Origin of the sequence: Aeromonas sp. OTU364 (assembly GCF_038440395.1) — a bacterium.
Classification (GTDB): domain Bacteria; phylum Pseudomonadota; class Gammaproteobacteria; order Enterobacterales; family Aeromonadaceae; genus Aeromonas.
On sequence record NZ_JASATR010000002.1, the window covers coordinates 188708 to 200118 of the forward strand.

General features: G+C 60.0%; 11 protein-coding genes, 1 tRNA gene and 1 riboswitch. Of the genes, 6 read left to right on the forward strand and 6 right to left on the reverse strand.

Translation table 11 applies throughout. The features are described from left to right. Nucleotides 1-42: 42 nt before the first annotated feature. Nucleotides 43-879: a formyltetrahydrofolate deformylase gene (gene purU, locus AAHB08_RS03750; RefSeq protein WP_139438247.1), complete on the reverse strand. Its 837-nt coding sequence runs from the start codon at nt 877-879 to the stop codon at nt 43-45. Nucleotides 880-1088: 209 nt separating this feature from the next. Then, nucleotides 1089-1248, forward strand: a riboswitch (FMN riboswitch). A gap of 105 nt (nt 1249-1353) precedes the next feature. Between purU and ribB the strand changes: the two genes are divergently transcribed. Together ribB and AAHB08_RS03760 are read left to right on the forward strand one after the other, a co-directional pair. Then, complete coding sequence (ribB, locus tag AAHB08_RS03755) at nt 1354-2007, forward strand: 3,4-dihydroxy-2-butanone-4-phosphate synthase (protein WP_319913216.1); 654 nt, start codon at nt 1354-1356, stop codon at nt 2005-2007. A 223-nt stretch (nt 2008-2230) separates the two neighbouring features. Beyond that, nucleotides 2231-2473, forward strand: a complete 243-nt coding sequence (locus AAHB08_RS03760; protein ID WP_025327798.1) for an Lpp/OprI family alanine-zipper lipoprotein — start codon at nt 2231-2233, stop codon at nt 2471-2473. A 132-nt stretch (nt 2474-2605) separates the two neighbouring features. Here the strand turns inward: AAHB08_RS03760 and AAHB08_RS03765 are convergent, their stop codons facing one another. Together AAHB08_RS03765 and AAHB08_RS03770 are read right to left on the reverse strand one after the other, a co-directional pair. After that, complete coding sequence (locus AAHB08_RS03765; RefSeq protein ID WP_342058141.1) at nt 2606-3454, reverse strand: tetratricopeptide repeat protein; 849 nt, start codon at nt 3452-3454, stop codon at nt 2606-2608. Next, the gene (locus tag AAHB08_RS03770) at nt 3451-4173 is read right to left on the reverse strand and encodes a 4'-phosphopantetheinyl transferase family protein (protein ID WP_342058142.1); all 723 of its coding nucleotides are present in this window, start codon (nt 4171-4173) and stop codon (nt 3451-3453) included. The genes AAHB08_RS03765 and AAHB08_RS03770 overlap by 4 nt, the downstream gene beginning before the upstream one ends. A gap of 276 nt (nt 4174-4449) precedes the next feature. On the opposite strand from AAHB08_RS03770, the gene AAHB08_RS03775 reads away from it, so the two are divergent. The 3 genes from AAHB08_RS03775 to AAHB08_RS03785 all read left to right on the forward strand — a co-directional run bounded on the left by AAHB08_RS03775 (nt 4450) and on the right by AAHB08_RS03785 (nt 7007). After that, a complete protein-coding gene (locus AAHB08_RS03775) occupies nt 4450-4938 on the forward strand; it encodes a C40 family peptidase (RefSeq protein ID WP_162519271.1) in 489 nt (162 codons plus the stop codon). A gap of 151 nt (nt 4939-5089) precedes the next feature. Beyond that, entirely contained in the window at nt 5090-6031 is a 942-nt protein-coding gene (gene rlmF, locus AAHB08_RS03780; RefSeq protein WP_342058143.1) for a 23S rRNA (adenine(1618)-N(6))-methyltransferase RlmF, read from the forward strand. A gap of 253 nt (nt 6032-6284) precedes the next feature. Then, on the forward strand, nt 6285-7007 hold the full coding sequence (locus AAHB08_RS03785; RefSeq protein ID WP_202046868.1) for a MaoC family dehydratase: 723 nt from the start codon (nt 6285-6287) through the stop codon (nt 7005-7007). Between the two features lie 60 nt (nt 7008-7067). Here AAHB08_RS03785 and AAHB08_RS03790 read toward each other — a convergent pair whose 3' ends face one another. Next, nucleotides 7068-8066, reverse strand: a complete 999-nt coding sequence (locus tag AAHB08_RS03790; protein ID WP_202046867.1) for a DUF481 domain-containing protein — start codon at nt 8064-8066, stop codon at nt 7068-7070. A 19-nt stretch (nt 8067-8085) separates the two neighbouring features. Beyond that, nucleotides 8086-9003 (reverse strand): L,D-transpeptidase family protein, encoded by a 918-nt coding sequence (locus tag AAHB08_RS03795; protein ID WP_139438264.1) that lies wholly within the window; start codon nt 9001-9003, stop codon nt 8086-8088. A 369-nt stretch (nt 9004-9372) separates the two neighbouring features. On the opposite strand from AAHB08_RS03795, the gene AAHB08_RS03800 reads away from it, so the two are divergent. Beyond that, nucleotides 9373-9462 (forward strand) — tRNA-Ser (locus tag AAHB08_RS03800). Between the two features lie 107 nt (nt 9463-9569). Here the strand turns inward: AAHB08_RS03800 and AAHB08_RS03805 are convergent. Then, on the reverse strand, nt 9570-11375 hold the full coding sequence (locus tag AAHB08_RS03805; protein WP_342058144.1) for an amidohydrolase: 1806 nt from the start codon (nt 11373-11375) through the stop codon (nt 9570-9572). Between the last annotated feature and the right edge of the window lie 36 nt (nt 11376-11411).

Here is an 11411-nt window from a genome sequence, read left to right on the forward strand (position 1 = left end):
CCCTCGGGAGCCTTTTTGCTGGGCGTCGAACGACGGGCTGGGTTACTTGAACACCACCGTCTTGTTGCCGTAGACGAAGACCCGCTCGTTCAGCACCAGCTCCAGGGCACGGCTCAGCACGGATTTCTCCACATCCCGTCCCGCCTTGGCCATGTCGTCGGCGCTGAAGGTATGGCCCACGTGGATCACGTCCTGCTCTATGATGGGGCCTTCATCCAGATCGTCGGTGACGAAGTGGGCGGTGGCACCGATCAGCTTGACCCCGCGATCGAAGGCCTGACGATAGGGGCGGGCACCGATGAAGGCGGGCAGGAAGGAGTGATGGATGTTGATAAGCTTGCGCGGATAGGCCTCCACGAAGCTCGGGGTCAGCACCCGCATGTACTTGGCCAGGATCACGTAATCCGGCTGGTAGCCGTCGATGAGGGTGCGTACCTGCTCTTCATGCTCGGTGCGGCTGAGATCCTCATGGCTCACGGCATGGAAGGGGATGTCGAACTTGCCCGTCAATTCTGCGAGCGTGTCGTAGTTGCCGATCACCGCCACTATGTCCATGTCCAGCGCGCCGGCGTAGTTCTTCATCAGGATGTCGCCGAGGCAGTGGGTCTCCTTGGTGACCAGGATGACGATGCGCTTCTTGCCCGCCTTGACCAGACGGCGCTGGGCGCCCGCCGGCAGGGCGTCGTCGAGATCCGCCAGCAGGGTCTCGTCGTTGAAGCGACCCTCCAGCTCGGTACGCATGAAGAAGCGGCCGTTCTCGTGATCCACGAACTCGTCGTTCTTGTTGATGTTGAGCTGGTGCTTGTAGCAGATGTTGGTGATCTTGGCGATGAGTCCCTTGGCGTCGGGGCAATCGGTCAGCAGTATTTTCTTTTCCATCTCTGTCATGATTCCGTTTGTGGTGTTGGCGCCCGAGTCTGCGCGGGCTGCACGTTTTTGCTGGCACTATGCCATAAACAAAATCAGAAAGGACAGCGCGCCGTGCAGCTGAGTGGCAAGTCGCCAGCGGGGGGCGGTGCACTGCATCCTATTCATCTTTGATGGGTTTTGGGCTGGTATCCTGGGTTTTTTTTCTTTAGGCTGTCTGCGCTTATTCTCAGGGCGGGGTGAAATTCCCCACCGGCGGTATCCCGATCTGACTCGGGGAGCCCGCGAGCGCCCGAGCCTGGTTTGAAACCGGGGTCGGGGTCAGCAGATCCGGTGAGATGCCGGAGCCGACGGTCACAGTCCGGATGAAAGAGGATAAGACAGATATTGCACTCCTGGCTCCCTATGGGCCGGCTGCTGCATACCTATCTCTGTCTGCCTTTCCATGCCCTGATTCTGGTCCTTGTCTTGTTTAGGAGTCTTACCATGAATCAGTCTCTACTCAGTGAATTTGGTGATCCCATTGCCCGCGTCGAAGCCGCGCTGGCCGCATTGCGTGCCGGTCAAGGGGTGCTGGTGGCCGATGATGAAGATCGGGAGAACGAGGGCGACCTCATCTTCGCCGCCGAGTCCATGACCAACGAACAGATGGCCATGATGATCCGCGAATGCTCCGGCATCGTCTGCCTCTGCCTGACCGACGAGCGGGTACGCCAGCTCGAGCTGCCCATGATGGTGGAGGCCAACTCCAGCCATTATCAGACCGCCTTCACCGTGACCATAGAAGCGGCCCAGGGCGTCACCACGGGTGTCTCCGCCGCCGACCGCATCACCACCATCCAGGCCGCCATCGCCGACGGCGCCCAACCCTCTGATCTGCATCGCCCGGGCCATGTCTTCCCGCTGCGTGCCCGCACCGGCGGCGTGCTGACCCGGCGCGGTCATACCGAAGCCACGGTGGACCTGATGCAGCTGGCCGGTCTCAAGCCTTACGGGGTGTTGTGCGAGCTGACCAAGGCCGATGGCTCCATGGCCAGGTTGCCGGATCTGGTGACCTTCGGTCGCCTGCACCGGATGCCGGTGCTGACCATCGAAGATCTGGTGCAATATCGTCAAATGCTGTCTGAACGTTCAGCTTAAGCTTCATACGAAATTGTATTAAGGGCATTTTTTGGTTACGCTTGGTGCGAACCTCATCCAGGGCACTCGTTTTTGACTTAAATTTGCACAAAAAGTGTGCGTTTAAAAAAAAATGAGGGTTTTAATGCATTTATCTGTGATGGGGCCTATCCAAACTCGTATTTATTTGTGCCATAATCACGCCGCTTGCTAAACGTCTGGCGAGTTAAAGGGAGCTTTAAAAATGAAGAAAATGTTGTTGGTAGGTGTTGTTGGTCTGTCTGCCCTGCTGGGCGGTTGTGCAAACACCAGCGAACTGGAAACTTCCGTTCAGAATCTGTCTAACAAAGTTGACCAACTGGCTCAAGATGTTAGCGCAGTTCGTGCTGATCAATCCAAGATGGCTGCTGATATCGCAACTGCTAACCAAGAAGCAGCTCGTGCTAACCAGCGCATCGACAACATGGCTACTTCCTACAAGAAGTAATCCATGCGAAAAAATGGCGCATTTCAATGCGCCATTTTTTTTTGCCTGAAATTCGTCATTTCTCTTATTACTGCACTGCCTGCCTGAACAAGGCAATGCCGATTGCTCGGCATCCCCTGATATCTTCATCGATCAATAAAGCAGGCTGTAGAGCTTGCGGCGATAACTCTGCGCAGCCGGGTGTGCTCCCATGGTGGTCAGAATATCGAGATAGATCTTCTTGGCATCGCCAAACGCCATGTCGCGCTTGAGAATGTTGAACAGCAACGCCAGGGCTTCTTCCTGACGGCCAACCTGACTGTACTGCACCGCCAGCTCCTGGGTGAGGGCGTCGTCGTCCGGTGTCTCTGCGTGACGCTGCTCCAGGGCGCGCAGCTCCGGGCTGTCGCTGGCTTGTAGCGCCAGGGCCAGGCGGGAACTCAGGGTCTGATAGTGATCATCCTGCGCCACCATGGGGATGGTCGCGAGCAGGGCCTGCGCCTCATCCAGCAGAGCCAGATCCAGCGCCGCCTGCACCAGCCAGAGGCTGATGTCGTGACGCTCGGGGGCCAGTCGGTGGGCCTGGGTGAGATGGGCATGGGCCACATCTGCCTGACCCTCAGCCAGGGCTTGCTGACCCTTCTCGAGCAGCAGCTCCTCTTCCTTGGCGGCGAAGGCGGCGAAGTACTGGCGCAGGGTGGCCTCATCTTGAGGCCCTTCCAGGATGGCCTGCTCGTCCGGGCGCCCCTGATGGAACAGCACCAGCGCGGGCAGCGCGCGCAGACCCAGCTGGCTGGCCAGGGGTTGCAGCTGGGGATCGTTCATGTCGACCTTGGCCAGGGTGACCGCGGGATTGGCCGGGCCGACCAGGGTCTCCACCAGCGGGGTCATGCCCTGGCATTCTGGCATCTGCGGGGCGTGGAAATAGATGACGACCGGCTTTTTCATGGACGCATCGATCAGTTCGGCGTGGAAGTTCTGGGGATTGATGTCGACGATCATGAGGCTGACTCTCGGAAAATGGTGTGGATCAACATGGGGTCCAGGGACGTGGATTTCAAGCGCTCATCCAGCAGGTAGCCATTGATCTGGCGAGTCGGGGCGGCGAGGCTCAGCCAGCCGCTGCCAACATGCCAGTCCAGCACCTGATAGCGCCGGGTATCGAGCCGGTTGTCCAGCCGCCACCCCTCTTCCGGTACAAAGCGCACCTTGTCGAGCCCCGCGGCAATGCCGGCCCCCTGGGCTTTCAGCACCGCCTCCTTGCGTGACCAGAGCCGATAGAAGGCCGAGGCCTGCTCCCGGGATGGCAGGGCAAGCAGCCACTGATATTCCTCAGGGGCATAGAAACGCCGGGCCAATGGCAGGACGGGGCGCCGGCGCAAGCCCATCTCCACGTCCACGCCGAGGGGGCCTTGCTGGCAGAGGGCGAGTACTAACCAGTCCCCGCTGTGGCTGAGATTGAACTGCCAGTCATGGCTGATCAGGGTGGGCTTGCCGTGCTCGCCGGTGCGAAACACCAGCGCATCGGGCGGACAGCCAAGCCGCTCGGCCAGCAGGCGGCGCAGCAGTATCCGGCCGAGCAGGTACTCGCGCTGGCGGCCAGGCTGGCGGATCTCGTGCCAATGGCGATATTCGTCCGGCGAGAGCTCTGATTGCAGCCCGATCAACTGCTCGGCGTCGATGAGCGCCGGTTTTAACAAATAGAGATCCGCATAGAGCATAATATTTCACTTTAAAATGAGGTCGAAATAGCGATAACGATCCGTTTTGACAGGGCAAAACCGCTACTTTTGCGATTGTATATTGTTTGGCCATGATCACATTAATCATGCAAAACAGTGCATTTCCTTGCAAAAATGTGAGGTCGATAGGGATTTTCGCTTGCCTCGATAGAATTCTTGGATATAGTCGGGTGCTGTTGCCTTATAAATTGCCCTGTCGGGCTGCATTTTAACAAGTTTCACTCTATTTGCGGGGATAAAGGATTGCGCCACCTGATGCTACTGCTGGTCGCGCTCGGAATGGTGGGTTGTGCTTCTGCACCCCAGCCCGAGGTCGCGAGCAAGATCGAGGTTTCCATGATGGAACCCGTGATTGAACCCGAAGTTTCACCCACACCAGATGTCAACGAAATCCTGACCGTATACAAAGAGTGGCGTGGCGTCCCTTACCGCATGGGGGGCAGCAGCCAGCGAGGCATAGATTGCTCCGCCTTCGCCCGTGAAGTGTTCCGCAATGCCGTCGGCATCGAATTGCCCCGCGATACCCGCTCCCAGGTTCATGAAGGCACCCGCGTTTCCAAGCAGGATCTGGTGGAAGGGGATCTGGTCTTCTTCAAGATCAACCGCCGCCTCAATCATGTGGGCATCTATGTCGGCAACGGTGAATTCATCCACGCCTCCACCCGCGCCGGGGTGACCCGCTCCAAGCTCGACAACTCCTATTGGCGCAGCAAGTTCTGGCAGGCACGCCGGATCGAGATCTGAGTCAGGCTGGACAAACGGCTCGCAGTACGGACTGTTTTTCCAACCTCACTTGAACCGGGCTCCTGGAGGCCCGGTTTTTTATGGTCCTCGTTTAGACTTTCCCTGGCCGACTCTCTATAGTGTGGCCCCCTCGATCCTCGGCAGGCCCAGCATGAAGACCCAGCACAAATCCGGATTGCACCCGCGCAATCGTCATCAGACCCCTTACGATTTTGACGCCCTCTGTCAACGTACCCCCGAGCTGCTGCCTTTCGTGTTCGTGAACGAACATGGCACCCGGACCCTGGATTTCGCCGATCCGGCTGCCGTCAAGGCGCTCAACCGGGCCCTGCTGGCGCTGCACTACGGCATCCAGCACTGGGATCTGCCGCCGGGTTACCTCTGTCCTCCCATCCCGGGCCGGGTCGATTACCTGCATCGGGTGGCGGATCTGCTGGCCGAGAGTGCGGAGGAAGTACCAAGGGGCAAGGGGGTGCGGGTGCTGGACATAGGCGTCGGGGCAAATTGCATCTATCCCCTGCTGGGGGCCCGTGAGTATGGTTGGCGCTTCGTGGGATCGGACATCGATCCCGTGTCGGTCAAGGCGGCGACCCTGCTGGCGGCGAGCAATGGCCTGGGCAGCCAGATAGCGTGCCGCCATCAGGACAACCCCAAGCAGATCTTTCGCGGCGTCCTGGGGCCGAAGGAGCGCTTCGCCCTGACCCTGTGCAACCCGCCGTTCCACGCCTCGCTGGCGGAGGCGAGCAAGGGGACGGAGCGCAAGCTGCGCAACCTCGGCAAGGCGCTGACGGGGGCTCCCGTGCTCAACTTCGGCGGACAGAAGGCGGAGCTCTGGTGCGAGGGCGGCGAGGCGGCGTTTCTGGCCGGCATGATAGAGCAGAGCAAGGAGTTTGCCGGCCAGTGTCTCTGGTTCAGCTCGCTGGTGTCAAAAAAGGAGAATCTGCCTGCCGCACGAAAGGCGCTGGCTCGGGTGGGGGCTCAGGATGTCAGGGTGATCGACATGGCGCAGGGCAACAAGGTGAGCCGGATCCTGGCCTGGAGCTTCCTGGACGAGGCGAGCCGAACCGCCTGGTGGTCTGCTCCCGGCCGCTGAGGAAAAAGGGGGTGTTGAGAGCAAAAACACCCCGAACCACGCCCTTTGCCAGCCTCGAGGTTTTCCGTCTCGTTCCCCTCGTTGCAATCGTTTTTCCGCTGTAAGCCAGCCCGTTTTTCCCTGCGTGTTAGTGACCACTTTCATCCCCGGTACAGTTGTACGCCGAGATTTTTTTGTACTTACCTGTGAAACTTTCATAAAATGGGACTGGTTAGACCTCTTTACAGGCTTTGAATCGAATAGGGATCGGTACATGAAAGTTGTCGATTTTCTGAAGCACAAGCGCGAAATCCTGGCGCAACACCCCTTTGAGCTCAAGGATTGGCTCTCTCCGGCGATCCGTGACTACTGGCGTGAGTTTCAGCAAAAGGCACACCTTCACCCTTTGCTGGGGAGAGTGCTGGATCTGCAGGCCGACCAGTCGCTGGTGCGGCAGCAGCGCGCATCCCAGGTTCAGGCGGTCAACAGTCAGCCGACCCTGATCGAAGATAACCCGGTTGAGCTGAGTGGCGAAGCCGCCACCCTCTATGCCGAGCTGCAGGCCCGGATCGGGGAAGAGACCCATGTGGGTGAGTGGTTGCAGATAAATCAGGGGTTGATCGATCAGTTCGCGGCCGTGACCGGTGACCATCAGTGGATCCACACCGACCCCGAGCGTGCGGCGGCCGAGTCGCCATTCAAGACCACCATTGCCCACGGTTTCCTGACCCTGGCCCTGCTGCCCCAGCTCACCGGCTCGGTGGACGAGGCGGCGCCGGAATTCCCGAGCGCCCGCATGGTGGTGAACTTCGGTCTGGAGCAGGTCCGCTTCCCTTACCCCATCAAGGTGGACAGCAACATCCGTGCCCGTACCAGGCTGTCGCGAGTCACTCCCATCAAGGGGGGGATCGAGTTGCTCAAGGAGATCAAGATAGAGATCGAGGGGATCCGCCGCCCTGGTTGCGTCATCGAGTCGGTCACTCGTATCTATTTCTGACGCCCGTCCCTCACGGCGATACACAGGCCCACTTCGGTGGGCCTGTGTCGTTTCTGGGGGCTAGAAGCTGGCGCCCAGGGTGATGATGTGACGCCACTCCTTCTCGCTCACATCCATGTCCAGGCCGTGGTAGTCGAACCAGACATCGTCCCAATCCAGCTCGCTCGACCAGGAGAGACGCAGGTGATCGTTGAAGTAGTACCTGAGCCCCAGGCTGCCGCTGACGGACTGTTTTCTGGTCAGGTAGGGGGAGGGCTGATCGACGAACTTTTCATAGCTCCCCTTGCTGAACAACTCGAACTTCTCCTCCCAGAAGGTGAGAGGTTGCCGGTAGTCCCAGCCCAGGTTGACGAAGGGGTAATTGATTATCCTGTCGTCAAAAATGTCCGAATTGCTCCACACCTCCGGCCTGAAATAGGCCCGCTCCAGACCCAGCTGGGTGATGAACTCCAGGCGGCGCCGCTTGTCATTCCAGAAGCGGTAGCCGGGGCCAGAGGCATAGTCGATTTCCAGGTAGCCCGCTTCGATCAGGTTGTAGTCGATGTCAATGGAGGAGCTCAGGAACCAGTGATCGTCGAAGAAGAAGTCGAGTTTGGGTTTTAGCTTGTATTCGTGGCTGTCGGTGATGTTGTTCGCCGTCTCGTAGATGTACTCGCCATCCAGGCTGTAACGCCAGTCCAGATTGGCCAGCTCGGTGGAGACCTTGAGGTTGACGTTGTTGGTCTTCTTGGTGTTCTCCTTGAGCTTGATGTTCAGATCGCTGGTGCCGGTCAGGAGCCAGGCATTCACTTCGTCAGGAGCGTCCAGCAAGGGGATCCCCGTCTTGGTCAGCGGCTTTGGCTGCTCCTGCTTGTCCAGGCGCCAGCGCTTGATGGCATGGCGCTGGACGGTCAGGGCCTTGCTGTAGGATGGCTTGATGCGGATCTGATCGTCCGTGATCTCTTCTATGGTACCGGTCAGGCGATCGCCGTTCTGCATCCACAGTATGTCCGCCATCGCGGCTGAGCCGGGCAGCAGGGTCAACAGGAGCGCCAGCAGGGGAAGGCCGCATCTCGTCATGGTGATCTCCGGGAGGATCTTAGCCACTGATGGGGCGGGGCAGTCCGTTCTTGTGGTCGAGCAGGGCCGTCACCCGGGCGCCGTCTATCTCGGGGGCCGCGATAAACTGCTCGACCTCGGGGGAGAGCACCAGGGGCGCCCCCTCGGCCATCTCCGCTTCGGTGCGGGAGAGGGGGGAGTGCACCTCCAGCCAGCGGCGGCCATCGGGCTCGACCGCCATCTTGACCGGCTGGTTGATCACCTGCACCCGGGTACCGACAGGTACCAGGCTGAACAAGGTCTCTATGTCATCCGGGCGCAGCCGGATACAGCCCGCGCTGACCCGCAGACCGACCCCGAACTCCTTGTTGGTGCCGTGAATGAGGTAGTCCTTGTTGCCATAGCCGAGGCGCATGGCGAACTTGCCGAGGGGATTGTCCGGGCCCGGGGGCACCACGGCCGGCAGATCTATGCCCTTTTGCTCCAGCCAGGACTTGCGCACCATGGGGCCTGGCACCCAGGTCGGGTTCGGATTCTTCGCGATGACTGTGGTGGTCATCTCGGGCGTCTCGCGGCCTATGTCACCTATGCCGATGGGCAGCACCATCACCTCCGCCTTGTCCTTGGGGAAGTAATAGAGGCGCAGCTCCGGCAGGTTGATGACGATGCCCTCCCGCGGCACATCGGGCAGCAGCATCTGGGTCGGCAGGGTCAGCCGGGTGCCGGGTGTGGGTAAATAGGGATCTACCCCGGGATTTGCCTCGAGCAGCGCCAAAAAGCCAATCTGGGTATGTTTGCCGACCAGCTCCAGATGATCGCCAGGTTGGACTATGTAATCTTCCAGCTCACCGATGAGACGGCTGCCCGCCGGTGGAAGCGGATAGGTTATCGACCAGGCCGGTGTGGTCCAGAGGCTGGCAGCGGCCAGCAGCAGTGAGACGATACGGATATTGCGCATGGTTTTTCCTATCGGCAGTTCTCGAGGGAAGTGCTTCCCTCCCCAAAAATGAGCGGAGATTGTCAACCAATCGACCGGGGATTACCAGCGCCAGACCGTGCTTCTCCCGGGCCGTATTGCGGCATGTCGAGGGGAGTTTTCGGCCCGCAGCCCCCGGTTTGTCGGGGAAAGGGGCATAAGCCGGGATCGACGCCGGGGTGGCAGGCCCTGGGACCAGGTCCGACACCTTGGCGTCGCATGTCGCCAAGCGAGCCTGGGCCTGGCAAGGGGAGGGCCGCCACAGGCTGACGGTTTAATAGCCAGTCGTCTGATCTGCAACGAGATTTACGTTGATTTCCCGGCTCGGGTTGGGTCAATATGAGGGCCCGCGGAGAGATGCCGGAGTGGCCGAACGGGATTGACTCGAAATCAATTGTGGCAGCAATGCCACCCAGGGTTCGAATCCCTGTCTCTCCGCCATCTTTTGAAAAAGCCCGGTCGATGACTCGACCGGGCTTTTTGCATTTCTTGCTCTGGCTTGGCCAAGCCATGGCCCAGCGTATCTGAGCATCAGGCCATGCTCCTGCCTAGTGTGGCTGATGATGCAATAGGCCTGCGGCCACCATGGCTGTGGTAGCGACAGCGCTGCAGCGAGTGGAATCCGTGCAGGCGGTCGACTCCTGAGCGCTCTGCCCGTCACGTCGGTAGATGGAGACCCCCTCCTTTATCGTCTCTTCGATCCGGATATCGGCCAAAGTCTCGGGCTTGACCTTGAGCGGATTGGCCGAGAGCACCACCATGTCTGCCAGCTTGCCGACCTCCAGAGAACCCTTGTCGTGCTCCTCCTTGTATTGGGTTGCCGCCCACAGGGTCTGGGCCTTCAGTCCATCCAGAGCGGAGACCCGTTGATCCGGCCCGATGGGGCGTCCGGTACGGCTGATCCGGTTGACGGTCGCATAATAGACCCGCATGGCATCAGGCAATGCCACGGGGGAGTCGTGGTGGGAGGTGAAGATCATCCCCAGTTCACGGGCCCATCCGGTGGGAGAGATATGCTGCGCCCGCTCCTTGCCGAGCACGGAATCACTGTGCCAATCCCCCCAGTAGAAGGTATGCATCGGGAAGAAGGAGGGGAAGATGCCGAGTCGCTGGAACGAGGCGACCTGATCCTTGCGGGCTGTCTGGGCATGGATGGCAACAAAGCCGCGATCCGGTTTGCCATGTTGCTTCTCGCTGGCCTCAATCCCCTTGATCAGCTGATCGATAGCCGCATCACCGTTGACGTGGGTGAGCAGCTGCCAACCGTTGCGCTGGGCCAGTTCGATATAGTGGGCTGCCTGTTCGTCACTCATGCTGGGATAGCCCTTGTAATCGGCCTTTTGTCCGGCAGGGGGAACGAAATAGGGCTGGGTCAGCCAGGCGGTCTTGCCCTGAGGAGAGCCATCGAGGTTGAGCTTGGCTCCCGCGACCCGGAACCCGTTCTGGTAGTGGCTGGAGTAGTAGGGAGGGGCGATGACATCCCGCGCAATCTGGATATCGGGATAGGCCGCGACATCCAGGGGCAGCCTGGCTTTCTGGGCCAGCTGGTACATGGTCTTGACCGCGGAGGTGGAGGCGCGTCCCTCCTGGGCCGTGGTGTAACCGAAGCTGGCATAGAGTGTCATGCCTGCCTTGAAAATCGCCTCGTTCTCTTTGTCGTTCAAGTTGGCGAACATCGGCAGCAAGGTGCCAAAGAAGGCCGTCTCCTCCAGTACCCCATTGGGCGTCTTGCCGTCCGCTTCACGGCGGATCTTGCCCCCTTCCGGATCCTGGCTGTCGGGCCCGAATCCGGCCAGCGCCAGTGCCTTGCTGTTGAGTGTCGCGAGGTGACCGGACTGGTGAATGATGAGCACCGGGAGCTCTTGCGATACGGCATCGAGCTCCTGACGGGTGGGGTGGCGCCCCTCCTTGAGCTGGGAGTCGTCATAACCGAAACCCAGAATGATCCCGTGCGCCCTGTTTTGCGGTTTGGCGACCCAGTTTCGCAGCGATTGTTGCAGGGTCGCAATGCTGGTCACTGCTCCATCCGGCGGGGCCAGCAGATTGGCGGAGAGCGCCTGGATCCCGGTGTTGAACACGTGACCATGGGCATCGATAAAGCCCGGGATCAGGGTCTTGCCCTGCAGGTCGACCACCCGGGTTTCGCCATCTCGCAGCGTGAGGATGTCGCGCTCGCTGCCCAGCGCCAGAATGCGGCCATCCCTGATGGCCAGCGCCTGCGCCGTCGGCGCCGCATCATTGACGGTCACGATATCGCCACCGAGATAAATGGTCTGGGCGGTGGGATTGGCTGGGCTGGCGGCATGGGCCGAACTGGCCGCCAGCAATGCGATGGCGATAGGGGTGATGTTCATGTGACATGCTCCATGCTGAAAGGTCACTGGGGGAAG

Bases quoted from the DNA above. Each gene is read 5' to 3' on its own strand.
- purU (WP_139438247.1), bottom strand. From the start codon at position 879: ATGGAAAAGAAAATACTGCTGACCGATTGCCCCGACGCCAAGGGACTC.
- ribB (WP_319913216.1), top strand. From the start codon at position 1,354: ATGAATCAGTCTCTACTCAGTGAATTTGGTGATCCCATTGCCCGCGTC.
- AAHB08_RS03760 (WP_025327798.1), top strand. From the start codon at position 2,231: ATGAAGAAAATGTTGTTGGTAGGTGTTGTTGGTCTGTCTGCCCTGCTG.
- AAHB08_RS03765 (WP_342058141.1), bottom strand. From the start codon at position 3,454: ATGATCGTCGACATCAATCCCCAGAACTTCCACGCCGAACTGATCGAT.
- AAHB08_RS03770 (WP_342058142.1), bottom strand. From the start codon at position 4,173: ATGCTCTATGCGGATCTCTATTTGTTAAAACCGGCGCTCATCGACGCC.
- AAHB08_RS03775 (WP_162519271.1), top strand. From the start codon at position 4,450: ATGCTACTGCTGGTCGCGCTCGGAATGGTGGGTTGTGCTTCTGCACCC.
- rlmF (WP_342058143.1), top strand. From the start codon at position 5,090: ATGAAGACCCAGCACAAATCCGGATTGCACCCGCGCAATCGTCATCAG.
- AAHB08_RS03785 (WP_202046868.1), top strand. From the start codon at position 6,285: ATGAAAGTTGTCGATTTTCTGAAGCACAAGCGCGAAATCCTGGCGCAA.
- AAHB08_RS03790 (WP_202046867.1), bottom strand. From the start codon at position 8,066: ATGACGAGATGCGGCCTTCCCCTGCTGGCGCTCCTGTTGACCCTGCTG.
- AAHB08_RS03795 (WP_139438264.1), bottom strand. From the start codon at position 9,003: ATGCGCAATATCCGTATCGTCTCACTGCTGCTGGCCGCTGCCAGCCTC.
- AAHB08_RS03805 (WP_342058144.1), bottom strand. From the start codon at position 11,375: ATGAACATCACCCCTATCGCCATCGCATTGCTGGCGGCCAGTTCGGCC.